This window comes from Roseburia sp. OM02-15, from assembly GCF_003481835.1.
Classification (GTDB): domain Bacteria; phylum Bacillota; class Clostridia; order Lachnospirales; family Lachnospiraceae; genus Eubacterium_I; species Eubacterium_I ramulus_A.
On the sequence record NZ_QULX01000007.1, the window covers coordinates 122,157 to 139,899 of the forward strand.

Genomic DNA, 17,743 nt, shown 5'->3' on the forward strand with positions numbered 1-17,743 from the left:
GCCAAACGACATAATGTGATTATGCTGATTGACATATTTGTGGAAAAATAAGTACAGACAGAGGAATTTTGAGGCTGATATTACTGGCATTATATTTGCAATATTGTATGGCGTAAGAAAAATACAAAATGCAAAAAAAGGAATGGAGGATAGAAAAAATGTTGCAGGAAGCAGTAATAGTAGCATATGGAAGAAGTGCTGTATGCAGAGCAAAAAAAGGTGCTCTGGCAAATGTGCATCCGGTGGATTGGGCGGCAGAAACTTTAAAGGGAGTGCTGGCACAGGTTCCGCAGTTAAAACCGGAATGGATTTCAGACTTGATTCTTGGGTGTGCAATGCCGGTTAAGACATTGAATTTAAATGTTGCGCGTCAGGTGATACAGCGTGCACAGCTCCCGGACAGTATCTGTGCACAGACCATTAACAGATATTGCTCCTCAGGACTTCAGGCAATTGCAACCTGTGCAAATGCGATTATGTGTGGACAGGAGGAAGTCATGATTGCTGGTGGCATAGAAGATATGACACATACTTTTAAATCGGCAGATCCATCAGAGAGAAATCCCTGGCTGGTAAAAAATTGTGAAGGTGCCTATATCAGTATGGGATTAACTGCGGAAAATGTTGCCAGAAAATATGAAATATCCAGAAGAGAAATGGATGAAATGGCAGTAGAAAGCCATCGGCGTGCTGCCAAGGCACAGGACAACGGTTATCTGAATATGTCCATTATTCCGGTTACAGGAAAAGATACGGATGGAAATACGATTGTTGTAACCCGGGATGAGGGAATCAGAAGAGGGACGACATTGGAAAAAGTTTCATCGTTACAACCTTGCTTTAAAGAAGATGGTGTTGTGACAGCGGCAACATCTTCGCAGATGAGCGATGGCGCTGCTTTTGCAATTTTAATGAGCAGAGAAAAAGCAGAACAGTTAGGAATTAAGCCAATCGCAAAATTTGTATCGTTTGCAGTGGGGGGATGTGACGGCAGATACATGGGGCTTGGACCGATTTATGCTGTCCCCAAGGCAATGAAAAAAGCAGATATGACACTGGAAGATATCGATGTGATTGAATTAAATGAAGCATTTGCGGCACAGGATATTGCCTGTACCAGAGAATTAAAATTACCGAAAGAAAAAATAAATCCATGGGGTGGCGCAATGGCATTGGGACATCCCATGGGGGCAACCGGTATTTTCCTGACCTGTAAGGCCCTGGATTATTTAAAAGTTCGCCATAAAAAGCGAGCTCTGGTCACAATGTGTATTGGCGGTGGCATGGGTGCAGCAGGTATTTTTGAAATGTGTTAAGGAAGGAGAGGTAAAAATGAAAATAGCAGAAAATTTATTTGATCTGAATGGAAAAAATGCTGTGGTTGTTGGCGGCGCAGGTGGAATAGGACAGGCAATTGCGCAGGGATTGGCCATGTATGGAGCAAACGTGGTGATTGCAAGTCGAAAAGTGGAAAGTCTGCAGCGGGCACAGAAAGAAATAAAGGAATCCTGCGGATGTGAAGTCATTTATTATACGGTAGATGCAGGAGCAGAAGAAAGTGTAAAAGAATTATATGAGAAAACAGTACAGCAATTAAAGCATATAGATATTCTTGTAAATGCACAGGGATTTAATAAAAAATATCCTATTACAGAAATGGATGCAAAGGTCTGGGATCAGATGTTTCAGGTAAATGTGAAGTCAGTTATGCTGACCATGAAATACTATGGCAGACATATGAAAGAAGATGTTGGAAAAGGAAAAATTATAAATCTGTCTTCGGTTCGTGGGATCCGGGCATGTGGTGGAGGAAATTCCGGTTATGGGGCAACCAAGGGCGCAGTTGATATGCTGACAAGAATGGCTGCAAAGGATCTTGGTCCGTATGTATATGTTAATGCCATCGGTCCAACTATTACATATACTCCGATGATGGAAGGAATTCTTCCGTCTGATCCAAAGGAACGTGCCGCAAAAGCAGCTAATATGCCGCTTCAGAGAATTGGAGAACCGCAAGATTGTGTGGGACCGGCAATTTTTCTGGCATCTGCAGCGTCTGATTTTGTTTCCGGACAGATTATTTATCCGGATGGTGGATTAACAGCAATGGGGTAAGTAAGCTATGGAAAAAAAGAAGAAGCTTTTGATTATTAATCCTGGTTCCACGTCAACAAAAGTAGCATTATATGAAGAACGAACACCGGTGCTGGAACGGGATTTGATGGTTGATCTGGAGAAAATAAAAGATTGTGTCAGAATGATCGACCAGTTACAACTGCGTCTGGATACAGTAAAGGATTTTATAAAAGAAGAAAAAATCAATATGTCTGAGGTTGATATGATCGTTGCACGTGGAGGGTCAATTAATGGTGTGAAAAGCGGTGCATATATGATAACGGAGCATGTGGAGACAATGCTTCGCTATGCGCCACGTTCCCAGCATGTATCTTCACTGGCTGGAATTATTGCTTATATTCTCGGAAAAGAATATAGAATACCTTCCATGTTTTATGACGGTGTATCTGCTGATGATGCAGATGAAATTATGCATTATACGGGAATTCCGGAAGTGAAAAGATTTGTTACTTCTCATTGTCTGAATTCAAAAATGGTAGCCAGAGAGATTGCGGAAGAAATGGGGAAAAAATATGAAGACTGCAATATGATTACTGTTCATATGGGAGGTGGTATCACCATGGCTTTTCATTCCGGTGGGCGTATGATTGACACATTACTTGATGATGCCGGACCGATGTCACCGCAGCGAGCAGGTCGGATTCCTGTCACAGATGTTATCAATATGTGTTACAGCGGAAGATATTCCAAAGAAGAAATGGCTCACAAAATGCGGGGAAACAGCGGACTGGTTGCGTATTTTGGTGTTCATGACGCACGCAGCGTGGAAAAAATGATTGCGCAGGGTGATGAGAAAGCAAAAATGATTTACTGGTATATGGCATATCAGATCGCAAAAGGAATTGGAGAACTTTCCGTATGCAACAGTGGAAAGATGGACTGCATTATTCTGACCGGAGGACTTGCGTATTCTGAAATGCTGGTGAAATGGATTTCGGATCGTGTTTCCTTCCTGGCTCCGGTAAAAGTGATTCCGGGAGAGCATGAAATGCAGGCACTGGCAAATGGCGGCATGCGGGTGCTGTTAAATGAAGAATTACCAAAGGAATATACCTGGGTACCGGAAGGATATTCGGATTATAAAGAATTTTTGGAAGCATGTATTCAAAAAAGTGATTATGTTGAATAACATAATGATATGTCAAAAAGCATAAAAATTATGCTGTACGACATAAATAAGGCGCTATATAGAGCATATAATCTGGCATAAAAATTGCAAATATAAGAAGGTAGTAAAAATGAGGAGGTGGATACCATTTATACGAAATTTAACCAGCTAATAGAACAGGTTTCGAGTATGAATAAAAGGGCAAGATGCGCAGTGGTAGCCGCAGAAGATGCAAATACAATTGCAGCGGTTATACGTGCATACCATGAGTGCCTGATATCACCGATTTTAATCGGAGACAGTGAACTGATCGGCGAAATGCTGGCAGAATATTGCTGCGAGAAGAATAATATCAGGATTATTCATGAAACGGATCATAAAAAGGCCTGCCAGATTGCTGTAGATCTGGCAAATAAACAGGAAGCAGACTGTATTATGAAGGGACTGGTGCATACAAAAGAGTTTATGCACACCATTTTAAAACGGGAGAACAATTTGCGAACGGGAAATCTGGTATCTATGCTGTCAATCCGGGAATTACCGCATTATCATAAGCTGATCGCATTTACGGATGCGGGAATCTGTATGAACCCGACTCTGGACGAAAAGCGGCAGATTATTGAAAATGCAGTGAAAGCGTTAATTGCAATGGGGTATGAGCAGCCAAAAGTAGGTGTTTTAGCTTCGGTGGAAGTTGTAAATCCAAAAATGCAGGACAGCGTTGAGGCAGCAGAACTAAAGCGTATGAACCAGGAAGGTATTATCAAAGATTGTCTGATAGAAGGCCCAATATCATATGACGTTGCGATCAATAAAGAAGCAGCAGAAATCAAAGGATTTCACAGTCCGGTAGCAGGAGATGCAGATCTGCTTGTATTTCCGGATCTGACCTGTGCGAACTGTACAACAAAAGCAATCACACAGACATGCAGAATCCCTGTGGGATCACTGATATTGGGAACGAAAGTACCTGTCATACTGAGCTCGAGAGCTTCAATGACAGAGACAAAATATATGTGTATTGCATTAGCTGCTGCAATGAAATTAAATGATTAAAAAATGGGAGGAAAAGTATTATGTATGCAGGGACAAATGGAAGAATGTCTATGGATCGACTGGGTGGAATTGACTGGGAACGGATGAGAGCTTATCGTCTGAAAAGAACAAAAGAAGCAATGGAAAAATTCGGAATTGATGTTCTGATCACATGGGATGCTTATTCGATTCGTTATATTTGTGGAGGTTATCCGACGGTTCCATGCCGTTACAGTCAGGCACAGTTTGTTGTGTTACCAAAAAACGGTGAGCCGCACGCATTTTTAACAACGAGTTTTTCAGCTTATGCATTAAGAGAGGAAATGCCATGGATGGAAAATCGTTTATGGGCACCGCCGGCGGGATTAAAATGGTGTTCGAAGGTATCAGATCTCGCACCACATATGGCAAAAATTATTCCAATCATAAAAGAACATGGGTTAATGGATGGTACAGTCGGTCTGGATGGTTGTACATTGGAATTGCTGGTAAGCGCTGCTCTGAAAGCTGAGGGCGTTTCAAAGGTAAAATCTGCACATGATATGATGTTTGAGGCAAGAAAAATCAAAAATGAAGATGAGATTGCCTGCATGCGTCTGGCTTGTGAGTCTGCAGATGCAGCTTTTTATGAAATGAAAAAAGCGATTGTACCTGGAATCAGAGAATGTGATCTGGTAGGAATTGGTATGAAAAAACTTTATGAACTCGGAGCAGATGAAACACAGGAGTTTGTATGCTCATCCGGTCCGAGAACCAATCCACTTCATATTGATTATACGGATCGGGCGATTGCACCTGGGGATGTGATCTGTATCGATGTAAATGGCAATTCCTATATGGGATATAAGTCCTGTTATTATCGTACGTTTGTATGTGGAGAAGCGACAGAAATTCAGAATGCGGTATATGAGGAATGCCGTAATATGTTGTACGAAGGAATGAAAGGAATCAAAGCGGGAAATACAACTGCCGATATCTGTGAAGGCTGGCCAAAGACTCCACAATACTGGGGATATGATCAGTGGCTGGATGTAGCAGGATATGCGTTGGGACATGGTCTTGGATTATCATTACATGAAGCTCCGGCCTGCTTTAAACCGGGTACGGTACAGGCTGGAATTATTGAAAAACTGGAAGAAGGTATGGTAATAGCCGTTGAAACCTGGGCGGGTGGAGAAGACCCGAAATATGGAAAATTCGGTGTTCGTCTGGAAGAAGATGTGGTTGTTACAAAAGATGGTTATGAACTTTTGACAAAATGGCCAGTTGATAAGATTACAGAGTGTCCATTTTAAAAGTGAGAGGAAAAAGTATATAATACTGGGAGGTAAAGTATGGAAAGCACAGCGAAAAAAAATATGTGGTGGGTTCCGATGATAGTCCCGATTCTTATTATTGTGATTATCAGTATCTGTTATCAGGCAATGGCAAATTATTTATCTGTTTATGTGTTAGAATATCTTCATGGATCAGCAACAGTTTATGGAATGATCGGCATGGCATGGACGTTTCTTGCAATGGTTATTCGTCCATCTGCCGGTCCGTTATCACAGAAATTTGGAAGTAAAGCAGTGATGCTGGTCGGACTTGGAATTTTTGCAGCTATGATAGGCGCATGTGGTATCTTTATGACATTTGCCGGATTTTGTGTATTTCGTGTTTTACAGTGTATTGGTCATGGATGGTCCTATACAACGGCCAATTCGCTGGCAGCAGAGCGTATTCCAAAAGAACATATGGGATTTGCATCCAGTATGTTTGTAGGAATCCCACAGGCAGCAGCGATTGTACTTGGTCCATGGCTTGCTGTGTTGCTGATCGGTGATACAAGTAATCCGAACTGGTTTAAATTCTTTGTTGTGATTGCGGCAATTATGGCTGCAGGTCTGGTTCTTGCAGCAATTCTTGTTCCTGGCAAAAAGAAGATGGAAGCGCAGACAAAGGTAGTTGCAACAGATAAAAAAGCAGAAGAAGCAGCAAAATATGATGAAAATGGAAAAGAATATAAGGGAATCTGGAAAGTAATTGAAAAATCAGCACTTCCGGCTTCTGTCACAATGATTATTGCATCTTTTGGTCATTGTACCATGTTTTTCCTGACTGCATACGTAGCAGCTACATATGGTGGAGTTTCAGCAGCTATTTTCTTCAGTACGCAGGCACTTACAGAATTTTTAAGCCGTTTTTATCAGGGACCTCTTCAGGATAAATTTGGTTGTAAACCGATTATTATTCCATGTTGTGCAATTTGTGTAGGGGTATATCTCTGCCTGGCAAATGGAATGACAAACTGGGCTGTTCTGGGATTGATTTATGGTATTGGCCAGGCTGGTATCAAAGCCCCGTTAAATGGCTGTCTGCTTACCCGGTGTCCGGCAAATCGAATTCCGGTTGCTACAGGAACTTTCCAGATGGCAAATGCAATCGGATTGGGATTTGCAGCACTAATCGCAGGTGTGGTAATTGATTTCGCCGGTTATTCTGCATTATGGTACTATTGTGCAGCAATTTTCGTAGTAGTGGCATTACTGACTGTTTTTGTAGTGAAAGATAAACCTGCAAAAAGTAAAACGGAAAAGATGGCAGAAAGTTAAATAATTTTGTAAATGGAATTGAAAGGAGATAAATGGTGGAAAACAAAGACTATATTACACCAGAAGCAGAAAAACGGTTATTATTTTTACGAAATGCTATGTTAGTGGAACCGGAAGTCTGTGTGGAAAAAGCAAAATATACAACAGAAACTTTCCGGGAAACAGAAGAATATCCAATTGAATACAGACGCTCAATGGCATTGGAAAATATATTAAATCATCTGACGATCGGAATCGGTGATCAGGAACTGATTGTAGGACGTCCGACAGGAAAGGTAAGAGGAGGTCCGTTAAGTCCGGAAGTGAATTCATCCTGGTATACAAAAGAAATGGACTCTTTTCATACAAGGGAACAGGAAAACTATGCTGAGGTTTCAGAAGAAGACAAAGAAATCATCAGAGACTGTTGTGAATACTGGAAGGGAAAATCTTTATTTGACCACTGGCAAAAAGAGATACCGGACGAATTCAAGTTTGCAAACGGACCGATTATTGGAGGTGGAGGATTCTGCCTGAATACGCAGTATTTTGGTCATATTGCTACAGACTTTGAAGCAATTTTATCAAAAGGAGTTGTCGGTCTAAAAGCGGAAATAGATCAAAAAATTGAAGAGTTAAAAAAAGACACCATTGGAAACATTGACAGTTATAAGAAAGTACAATATTTGCTGTGCATGAAACGCTCACTGAATGCACTGGTTATTTTCGCAAATCGATATGCTGATCTGGCAGAGTCTATGGCAATGCAGGAGAACGATGAGAAAAGAAAACAGGAATTATTACAGATTGCAGATAATTGCAGAACTGTTCCGGAAAATCCACCGAAAACATTATGGCAGGCATTACAGGCGGCCTGGTTTACTTACTGTGGCTTGAACAATGAAGCATGGGGAGCCGGACCATCTATGGCAAGGGTAGATCAGTATCTGTATCCATATTATCAGGCTGATATCAAAGCCGGAAGAATTACGGATAAAGACGCAGTAGAACTGGTTGGATGCTTTTTGATTCGCCAGAATGGCCAGTTTACGGTTTACTCTACACCGGCAGCTAAAATTTATGGTGGACTTTCTTCCCGGCTTGGAAATACGATTGGTGGAAACAATCCGGATGGCACAAGTGCAGTAAATGAACTTTCGTATATTTTTATGAAAGCTGCACGATATGGTCTGACAGAAGATTTAATGGTTATGACCAGTGAAAATACACCGCAGGATTTTGTGGAAGAGGCGATAAGAACAGCGGCATATTTACGTGGAAAGATGAAATTCATTGGTACAAATGTTGTTGTAAAACAGTTCCTGAGTATGGGACGTCCGTTGGAAGTTGCAAATACCTGTGCGATTACAGGATGTAATTCACCTTCGGTTCCGGGCTATTCTCTGGATCTTCCGGGTGGAATGATTAATCTGCCACTCATTTTTGATCTGGCATTACATGACGGATATTCTCCGATGTTAAAGAAAAAATTGGGTATATCGACCGGTGATGCAAGGAAGTTTGACTCATTTGAAGAAGTGTACAGTGCATTTAAGAAGCAATTCAGTTATTTAGTTCCATATATGCATCTCTATAAAAATATGGATAAGCTGATGTTTGCACAATATTCTCCATGCCTTCTGCAGTCTGCGTTGATGCAGGGTTGTATTGATAAGGCAACAGATATTACGAGAGGTGCGGCTGCATACAGATCCTGTGCAATGTCATTGTCCGGTGCACCGAATATGGGCGACAGTTTATATGCGTTAAAAGATCTTGTGTTTGATAAAAAGAAATATACGATGGATCAGGTGATGGATGCGTTAGATGCTAACTGGGAAGGCTATGAATCCATGTATCGTGATTTCTGCGCAGAACCAAAATTCGGAAATGATATTCCGGAAGTAGATTTTTATGTAAATGATGTTTTGGAATATTGTGCAGGTGAAATTGCTAAAATACCGGGACCATTTGATTCAAAATCAATTTGTTGTGCAGGAACGATAACCGCAAATATTATGATGGGAAATGATACCGGTGCACAGCCGGATGGACGTCACGCAGGTGAACCAATTGCAGAAGGTGGAATATCACCACATCAGGGACGAAATGTAAGCGGTATTACTGCTACGATGGCTTCTGTGGCAAAACTGAATCCGCTGTCATTTTGTAACGGTTCGGTTTTAAATATTCGATTGAACCCGGAAGCAGTATCAAGTGACGAAAAAATAAAGAAACTGGCGATACTGGTAAGGACGTTTCACAAGATGGGAGGATTTCTGGTACAGTTTAATGTTGTCAGTACAGAGACTCTTCGTGATGCGCAGGCACATCCGGAACAGTACAAAGACCTGCTGGTTCGTGTATCGACATATTCCGCATATTTTGTAGAGTTAAGTACGATATTGCAGAATGATATTATTAACCGGATTGAGATGGAGAGTCTGTAAAATGAGGGGAGATCATTCTCCCCTCAAAAAGAATAAAAATATTTGGCGTTTCTGAAAGGAGACATTTATGTGCGATAAAACAAGAGCTATTATTTTTAATAAAGTGCAGGGATCCTTTGTTGATGGCTGGGGAGTACGGACAACTATTTTCCTGAAAGGATGTCCCTTGAAATGTAAATGGTGCTGTAATCCGGAAGGCCAGTCTTTTGCACCGGAATTAAAATTTATCAGAGAGGATTGCGATAACTGTGGCAGATGCGTGCAGCTATGTCCGGAACATGCGATTTCATTTGACGGATCTGAAATAGAAATTGATCGGAAAAAATGTAATGTCTGTGGTAAATGTGCGGATTTCTGTTATCGGGGAGCGTTGGAACCTTTTGGGTCATATTATACAGTGGATGAAATGGTTAATTACCTGAAAAAAGACAAGCCATTTTACGATGCGACCGGTGGAGGTGTAACAATTGGAGGCGGGGAAGTAACCTGGTTTCCAGAGTTTGTATTACCTTTGATGGATCGTCTTCATGAGGAGGGCATTCAGGTGGCAGTTGATAGTTGTGGTTATGTGGATACCGAAGAGGGACGCCAGATATTACAGAAGGCAGATCTTGTTTTATTTGATATTAAAGGTCTGGATCGGGAACGACACAAAGCGAATACAGGTGTTGATAATGAAATTATCTGGAAAAATCTCAGAATGTTAGGAAAATGGCAGAAACCGGTGATTATTCGGATTCCGGTTATTCCCGGTTATAATGATGATATGCAGGAATTATCGGATATTTCAGAACTCCTTACACAGATTCCGTCTGTGAAAAGAATTGATATTTTGCCATATCATCGTTTTGGAGCGAACAAATATGATCAGATAGGGTTAGAATATACCATTCCGGAAAATACAAAATTGGATCCACAAAAGCAGGAAGCAATTGTTGCAATGTTTTCAGAAAAAGGATTTTCAACACAAATCGGTGGATAGGATTGTAGTAGCATGCAAAGGAAAAGGAGAATGGTATGAAAAAGGATAATGTACTGGCTAAAAATGCAAAAAGTAATTTTGGCATGACGCATTGGCTTGTTATTTTGCTGATGATGGGATTCGGATATTTTTCAAACGGAAGTATGAATGACGGTCTGAATACCTATGTTGGATTATTTGTTGATAAATTTGGATGGTCCTCGGCAAATCTGCTTACCTATTCCTCTATTGCTGGGTGGGTGTCGATTATCATTATTATAGGTTATACGCAGTTGGCCAGAAAAGCCGGAGCCAGAAAAACGGCTATTTTGTCAATGACATTGGCAGCAACAGGAATGTTTTTATGGGGAAGAGTGCAAAGTCCGAAAATGTATTTTGTGGCAATTCTGATTCTGACTGCATCATCCAGTGGAATTATGGTTATTCGAAATTTGTGTATTAATAACTGGTTTCCAAGTAAGTCAGGATTAGCGCTTGGATGGGCAACAATGGGCCCGTTGATCGCAACAGCGACTGTATTATGGCTGATTCGCTTTGGTGGAAAAATTGCAGGATTTACCGGACATTTTGATATTATGGTAGTTGGATTTGTAGTGTTGTTGTTAATATCTATTTTCTGGCTTCGGGATGATCCGGAAGATAAGGGATGCTTTCCGGATAATGAAAAAACGATGACCAGAGAAATGGCGCAGAAAATACATGAAAAAGGAATGGAGTATAAGAAAACAAGTCCATGGACGATTAAAAAATTACTGACAAATCGTCAGGTCTGGCAGATTGGAGTCGGAGTAGGTGGATTGAATATGCTTATAGGCAATTCGGTGATGAGTCAGTTGATTCCGTCTATTATGTCACATGGATTTGAACGTTCTACAGCAATGACAATGATGACAGTTGGTGCAATTGTTGCCATCCCACTGAGCTATTTATTTGGTGTGATTGATGCAAAAAAAGGAAGCAGAGCAACGGTAATTATCTTTTTTATCTGGTGTGCCATGGAACTTACTTTGTTGATCCTGCCATTTCAATGGGTGATTTATCCGGCGATTGTCATGGTAGGGGGCATGATTGGAGGCTCCGGAAATATTATGGGAGCCATGACAACTACAGTTTTTGGACGGTATGATTATGCCAATGCATTTGCGGTTATTTACCCAATCTGTGTTGCTGTCCGGTCATGTTCTTATGCGTTTATTGGAAATCTGCGTGAAATAACGGGTGGTTATACTGTGCCATATGTGGTACTGATCTGTGTTGCTGTTCTTGGTATTGTGAATGCGGTCTGCATAAATGATAAGATGATTGGACGTCAGCAGTTTTCGGCAGAGGAGATAAATGATTAGGAAATAAAGCATTTTATATGCCATAAATCTGGTTGTTGATGAATGGAAATAAATGTATAATATAATTCAGGATTTAACGGGAAGATCAGAGGTAAAAGTATGGTTTATAAAGATGAATTATTAGGTATTATCAAAGAATTGCATATTTTAACAAACAGCAGTAAATGTGATTCCAAAATTGCCGGAGAATTAAAAAGAATCGTTCAATATCTGATGAAAGTGAACTGTGAGGCCGTTGATGTGAGAGAATTCTGTCTGAATTATAATCAGGCATTATGCATCACTGATGGTGAGGGCTACATTCAGTATATGAATGAACAGTATATGCGAGATACGGGGCTGGATGAACATATCATAGGAAAAAAGGAACCGTATAATATATCCATCAGTAAACAGGTAATTGCGAGTGGAAGAACCATTTCCTTTGGCAATAACGGGTTGAAAGCACCTAATAAAAAGAGTCGTTTTGTAACAGGTGTACCGATTTTTGACAGAGATCATAATCTGACCCATGTAGTGATTACGTTAGCTCCGGAATCTGAAATCTTTCGAAGATTTCAGGAAATGAAAAAACTGGTCAGTGAGCAGAACAGTGTCAGAATATTTGAAGAAGGTAATCCGGCAGAAATAAGTCTTCTTGGAAAAGCACCGGCAATTAAAGAAGTACGGGGATTGATTCGAAAAGTTGCCATAACAGATGCAACAGCATTGATTTGTGGAGAATCAGGAACCGGTAAGGAAGTAGTTGCAAATTGTATTCAGCAAATGAGCCGGAGAAGTAATAAACCTTATGTCCGGGTGAATTGTGCAGCGATACCGGCAAATATGTTGGAAGCAGAGTTGTTTGGATATGAAAAAGGTGCTTTTACCGGCGCGGTATCCAGAAAGCTGGGATTATTTGAAGTGGCAAATCATGGGACCATCTTTTTAGATGAAATCGGAGATTTTCCGCTGGAATTACAACCGAAATTACTCAGAACTTTGCAACAGGGTGAAATTTATCGGATAGGAAGTACGCAGCCTGTACGGTTAGATGTCAGAGTAATTGCGGCAACAAATGCAGATCTGAAAGAGTCTGTGAGAGAAGGAAAGTTTCGGAAAGATTTGTATTACAGAATCAATGTATTCCCGATCAGTCTTCCACCATTAAGGGAGAGACGAGAGGATATACGTGGATTAATTCAGCATTTTCTGTATGAGTATGGTGAATATTATGGTCGGATGGTTCAGATGCAGGAGGCTAATATGGAACTTTTAGAAGAGTATAACTGGCCTGGCAATGTGCGTGAATTACAGAATCTGGTTGAATATTATGTGATCTGTTCGGAAGAAAATGCGCTGTTAGATAAAAATGAATTGTTGGAGCTTTTACAGAGAAACGGACTGGAATGTGATAATTTGCAGGTAGACCGTTTATTTGAAAAAGTGGAAAATACTCTTTCTGACACAGAAAGCAGTGGGAATGCAGACGATGAACAACTGGCATTTTCATCGCAGACAGGTGATGAATGGACGGTAGAAGACAGGAAAGTAATTCCAGAAGAAAATAAAATGGATTATTTAGACGGAAAAAGAACGTTGTTTGAATTGAGAGATGAATTTGAAAAGCATCTGATTGAAGCTGCCCTAAAGAAAACCGGAAATGCGAACAAGGCAGCAAAATTGCTGGGAATTTATCCGTCTTCTCTCTATCGTAAAGCTCAAAAATATCATTTACCATATTTGGAAGAGGATTAGATGAGGAAAAGGTATGTTAAGTTATCAGGAGATTGTGCCAGATATTATTGCAATAAAAGATGGAAATGTATGGATGTATCTTGTGAAAGGCAGAGAAAGAGCAGTTCTTATTGACACTGGATTTGGAGAGCTTTCACTGGAAACAACAGTAAAGGCACTTTATGACAATCACGTTATTGTGTGCCATACACATACTCATCACGATCATATCGGTGGAGATATTTTTTTCTCTGAACTATATGTTGCAAAAGAAGAAACAGATGTAATTCAGAATTATCTTGAAATGCATCATAAATCATGCCATATACATACTCTTACGGATGGTCAGATGATAGACCTTGGCAATCGTAAATTGGAAATTATCAGACTGCCGGGGCATACGCCTGGCAGTCTGGGATTCCTTGATCGAAAAGCAAAGGTTTTATTTTCCGGAGACTGTATCTCTGACCGGACGATATATATGTGTCTGCAGGGAGCAAATCTGGATTCTTACAGAAAATCTCTGATCTGGATTGTTGCTCATCAGGAGTGGTATGATACAATACTTGGCTGTCATGGAACACCAATACAATGTATTGCTCAGGCAGAAACACAGATTAAATGTCTGGAATTATACAAAGAAGGAAAAATAAAATGTGAAGATGCCAGAACTTATACAGGAGAAAATGTAAAGAAAATTGTGTATAAAGAAGCATCTTTTTTTGTAAGGTAGCGTGAGTTACGGTTAAAAATTTGGAGGAAACATGAAAACATATAAAATAGCATTTGCAGGTACTGGCATTATTGGCAGTGGTCTGGCCGTAAATGCGATACTTGCAGGTAATAAAGTGTCTCTGTATGATGTGATTTCAGTAGAAAATGTACAGAAAAATATTATGGATATCATGGATATTATGGTACGTCTCGGGGCTGTGGAAAGAGATCAGGCAGAGCTGTTAATGAAGGATGTTGTGATTACGAATGATTTGCGAGAGGCAGTAAACGGTGTTGATTTTGTTCAGGAGTGTGTACCGGAAAGAGTGGATTTAAAAAGAGAGACTTATCGGGTGATTCAGGAAGTGAATGGAAAAAATACGGTGATTGCAAGTGCAACTTCTGCAAAGTTCCCTACAGAATTACAGGAAGGTGCATTGTATCCGGAAAAAATTTTGGTGGGTCATCCATATAATCCTTCTTATCTGCTTCCATTGATGGAAGTATGTAGTGGAGCACAGACTGATCAGAAAACAATAGATATGGCGGTATCGGTATATCAATCTATGCGAAAAGTACCCATTGTGTGCAAAAAAGAAGTAAAAGGTTTTATTGCAAATAAAATATCATGGGGTGTTATGGCAGCGGCGAAAGAAATTGTAGAAAATGGTATTTGTTCTGTAGATGATGTGGATAAAGCGATTATGTATGGACCGGGATTGCGTATGGCGGTAACCGGACAGTTGTTGACGATGTCTCTTGGCGTGCAGGGCGGCTTTCGAGAATATGAAAAGAAATACAGTGGAAAGGATCAGGCATCGGAAGAGTATCTTGCGTTGGCAGATGGAATTGATGAAGCAATGGCAGCTCGAACTGCCAGGCAGGGACGTACACCGGAAGATGTGATAAAATACCGGGATATGATAATTGCTGAGATCCTTAAAGCGCAGCATATGTTTTAAGCAGGATAAAATAGTGTGAAAGAGGACTGGATGGTATTTTTTCTGTTCAGTCCTTGACTATTTATTAAGGTGCTTTTATGCTGAAAATATAGAAAAGAGCAGGTGAAAATACGGAACTCCTTCACTTCGCAAATGAATTGAAAGAAATCCTGCAGAAAATTTGGCTATAGGAAGATAAAAAATGGAGAATTTAAAAGATATTTTGGCGCATCATACGCCGACTTTTATCGGCATGGATCAGTGTCATCAGGCGGCAGTCTGTATCCCATTGCTGAAAAATGCAAGCGGTGGATATGATGTACTGTTTGAAGTGCGGGCAGCAACTATTGCACACCAGCCGGGAGACGTTTGTTTGCCCGGCGGTATGGTGGAAGAAGGCGAGACCCCGCGGGAAGCGGCATTGCGTGAATTGCAGGAAGAATTATTGTTGAACAAGGATCAGATCTGTTACCTTGGAGATATGGATAAGCTTTATACCGGAAGCAGGCTGATCATGTATTCCTTTGCTGCAGAAGTAACAGAATATCAGAATACATTCAGTCCGGCAGAGGTAGATGAGGTGTTTCATGTTCCGTTGGAGTTTTTTTTACATACGGAACCAAAATGCTATATCACCCGGGCAAGGGTGGAACCCGGAGAGGATTTCCCTTATGATTTGATCTGTGGCGGTCGTGAGTATAATTGGAGAAGCCGGAAGGAAGATGTTTGTTTTTATCAGTATGAAGGACATGTAATCTGGGGACTTACAGCAAAAGTAATCCGAGCTTTTGCAGAGGTGGTAAGAAGCTGACATGAGAGCGTAGAATAATTATTACTTAAGAAAATAAGTCTGTGTACTTGCAGTATATGGGGGCACAGGCTTATTTTTCTGTGAAAAATACATACAAAAGGAAAGAAAAATGCCCTATAAATTTCTGCCTTGTCAGTTGAAAAAAAAACATGTGCATAGTATACTTATTTTATATCTGTGTAGAGTTTTTGTTATTAAGAAACTTCCAGTTAAAACACAGATTTAAAAATGAAAAATCCCAGAAATGGCTTAAAATAAGGAGGAAACAGTAGAATGGAAGCTTATAAGCAGGAGTTTATCGAATTTATGGTAGAAAGTGATGTTTTAAAATTTGGAGAGTTTACCCTGAAAAGCGGCAGAAAATCTCCATTTTTTATGAATGCAGGCGCTTATGTGACTGGTTCTCAGTTAAAGAGACTTGGTGAGTATTATGCAAAAGCAATTCATGATAAATACGGGGATGATTTCGATGTATTATTCGGACCGGCTTACAAAGGAATCCCGATCAGCGTTGTAACAGCTATTGCATACAGCGAGTTATACGGAAAAGAGGTTCGTTACTGCTCAGATCGTAAAGAAACAAAAGACCACGGTGCAGACAAAGGAAAATTCCTTGGAAGTACTTTGAAAGACGGCGATCGTGTCGTTATGATCGAGGATGTTACCACTTCCGGAAAATCCATGGAAGAGACGGTTCCGAAGGTACGTGAAGCTGCAAACGTAGAAATCGTTGGTCTGATGGTTTCTCTGGATCGTATGGAAGTTGGAAAAGGCGGCAAGAAATGCGCTCTTGAGGAAGTAAAAGATCTGTACGGTTTCGAGACAAATGCTATCGTAACTATGGCAGAGGTGGTTGAGCATCTGTACAACCGTGAGTGCAATGGCAAAGTGGTCATCGATGATACATTAAAAGCTGCCATTGACGCATATTATGAGCAGTATGGCGCAAAATAAGCATTGCGGCAATGTTTATAAATAATCATAAAAAACAAATTCGACTTTTATGCAGAGTATTGTTTGCGCTGTATATCGCCGGTCTGGTGTACTTCCTGTTTTTTGCGGATATGCTGGACCGGGTCGGAATTGAGCGCAGTTATCATTACAATGTGATTCCGTTCAGGGAGATCCGGAGATTTATTGTATATGCGGATCTTCTGGGACCGGTGGCAGTGATTTCCAATTTATTTGGGAATATTGCCATTTTTATGCCATTTGGTTTTTGGGTCCCGATCCTGGGCAGAAAAAAACGGAAATTCTGGTTCACAGCACTGGCGAGTTTTGAACTGAGTCTGAGTGTGGAATGCATTCAGCTTGTAACCAAAACCGGCTGCTTTGATGTGGACGATATTTTCCTGAATACAATCGGTGGAATGTTGGGGTATCTGGTCTATGCGCTGGTGCAGCGCAAGCGGGACCGGGATGCCGATGCCAGAAGGCTGAAAGAGCAAAAACATTAAGGAGGCAACGTATGGCAAGCAGCAGAAGAGAATATTTTCGCCGGACACGAAAGACCCGGATGAGGGATTTAAAACATTCCCCTACCGGGATTTTGTCTTTTTGTACAGCAATGGCGGCGCTGGCGGTATTTTGTACCGCGGTGATCCAGTCGTTTCTGGCATCCGGTGAAGGTGGATATAAAGTAGGTGGTCTGGGATTAATTGGATTGATCCTGGCACTTGGCGCATTGATCTGTGGAATTTTTGCAGTGAAGGAGCCAAAAATCAGACCATTGCCCCCAAGACTTGGCATTGTGTTTGGCGCAGTGCTGACCGTTGGACTTGGCGGCATGTACATATACGGTTTGATGTAAATCATGATTCAGCGCAAAAGAAACACATTATTTGAACGCAGAATAAGCATTCCCCAGCTTCAAGTGCGTGGAGCACTAAGCGGTGGGTAAGGGGGGATGCTTATGTCAGTGGGAGTTAAAAGCT

General features: G+C 40.8%; 16 protein-coding genes. All 16 read left to right on the plus strand.

All coding sequences use genetic code 11. From position 1 onward, the window contains the following. Positions 1-158: 158 nt before the first annotated feature. Positions 159-1,316, plus strand: coding sequence for a thiolase family protein (locus DXB15_RS08815; protein ID WP_177957416.1), 1,158 nt, complete (start codon positions 159-161; stop codon positions 1,314-1,316). A gap of 16 nt (positions 1,317-1,332) precedes the next feature. After that, the gene (locus DXB15_RS08820) at positions 1,333-2,115 is read left to right on the plus strand and encodes an SDR family NAD(P)-dependent oxidoreductase (RefSeq protein ID WP_118702721.1); all 783 of its coding nucleotides are present in this window, start codon (positions 1,333-1,335) and stop codon (positions 2,113-2,115) included. 7 nt (positions 2,116-2,122) lie between these two features. Then, positions 2,123-3,265 carry a butyrate kinase gene (buk, locus tag DXB15_RS08825; RefSeq protein WP_118702722.1) on the plus strand — a complete coding sequence of 381 codons (1,143 nt, stop codon included), beginning with the start codon at positions 2,123-2,125 and terminating at the stop codon, positions 3,263-3,265. 168 nt (positions 3,266-3,433) lie between these two features. Further along, on the plus strand, positions 3,434-4,300 hold the full coding sequence (locus DXB15_RS08830) for a phosphate acyltransferase (protein WP_118702723.1): 867 nt from the start codon (positions 3,434-3,436) through the stop codon (positions 4,298-4,300). 20 nt (positions 4,301-4,320) lie between these two features. After that, complete coding sequence (locus tag DXB15_RS08835) at positions 4,321-5,574, plus strand: M24 family metallopeptidase (RefSeq protein WP_118702724.1); 1,254 nt, start codon at positions 4,321-4,323, stop codon at positions 5,572-5,574. A 39-nt stretch (positions 5,575-5,613) separates the two neighbouring features. Continuing rightward, positions 5,614-6,873, plus strand: a complete 1,260-nt coding sequence (locus DXB15_RS08840) for an MFS transporter (protein ID WP_118702725.1) — start codon at positions 5,614-5,616, stop codon at positions 6,871-6,873. 32 nt (positions 6,874-6,905) lie between these two features. Continuing rightward, entirely contained in the window at positions 6,906-9,302 is a 2,397-nt protein-coding gene (locus DXB15_RS08845; protein ID WP_118702726.1) for a pyruvate formate lyase family protein, read from the plus strand. Between the two features lie 67 nt (positions 9,303-9,369). Beyond that, positions 9,370-10,284: a glycyl-radical enzyme activating protein gene (locus DXB15_RS08850; RefSeq protein WP_118702727.1), complete on the plus strand. Its 915-nt coding sequence runs from the start codon at positions 9,370-9,372 to the stop codon at positions 10,282-10,284. Positions 10,285-10,319: 35 nt separating this feature from the next. After that, positions 10,320-11,627: an MFS transporter gene (locus DXB15_RS08855; RefSeq protein ID WP_118702728.1), complete on the plus strand. Its 1,308-nt coding sequence runs from the start codon at positions 10,320-10,322 to the stop codon at positions 11,625-11,627. Between the two features lie 99 nt (positions 11,628-11,726). Continuing rightward, the gene (locus DXB15_RS08860) at positions 11,727-13,364 is read left to right on the plus strand and encodes a sigma-54 interaction domain-containing protein (RefSeq protein WP_118702729.1); all 1,638 of its coding nucleotides are present in this window, start codon (positions 11,727-11,729) and stop codon (positions 13,362-13,364) included. Positions 13,365-13,377: 13 nt separating this feature from the next. Next, positions 13,378-14,076, plus strand: coding sequence for an MBL fold metallo-hydrolase (locus tag DXB15_RS08865; protein WP_118702730.1), 699 nt, complete (start codon positions 13,378-13,380; stop codon positions 14,074-14,076). 31 nt (positions 14,077-14,107) lie between these two features. Further along, the gene (locus DXB15_RS08870) at positions 14,108-15,019 is read left to right on the plus strand and encodes a 3-hydroxyacyl-CoA dehydrogenase NAD-binding domain-containing protein (RefSeq protein WP_118702731.1); all 912 of its coding nucleotides are present in this window, start codon (positions 14,108-14,110) and stop codon (positions 15,017-15,019) included. Between the two features lie 181 nt (positions 15,020-15,200). Then, a complete protein-coding gene (locus DXB15_RS08875) occupies positions 15,201-15,809 on the plus strand; it encodes an NUDIX hydrolase (RefSeq protein WP_118702732.1) in 609 nt (202 codons plus the stop codon). Positions 15,810-16,082: 273 nt separating this feature from the next. Further along, positions 16,083-16,763, plus strand: a complete 681-nt coding sequence (pyrE, locus tag DXB15_RS08880) for an orotate phosphoribosyltransferase (protein ID WP_109216824.1) — start codon at positions 16,083-16,085, stop codon at positions 16,761-16,763. Between the two features lie 11 nt (positions 16,764-16,774). Next, the gene (locus tag DXB15_RS08885; protein WP_118702733.1) at positions 16,775-17,266 is read left to right on the plus strand and encodes a VanZ family protein; all 492 of its coding nucleotides are present in this window, start codon (positions 16,775-16,777) and stop codon (positions 17,264-17,266) included. Positions 17,267-17,277: 11 nt separating this feature from the next. Continuing rightward, positions 17,278-17,619 carry a DUF6142 family protein gene (locus DXB15_RS08890; RefSeq protein WP_109216826.1) on the plus strand — a complete coding sequence of 114 codons (342 nt, stop codon included), beginning with the start codon at positions 17,278-17,280 and terminating at the stop codon, positions 17,617-17,619. The last annotated feature ends 124 nt before the right edge of the window (positions 17,620-17,743 follow it).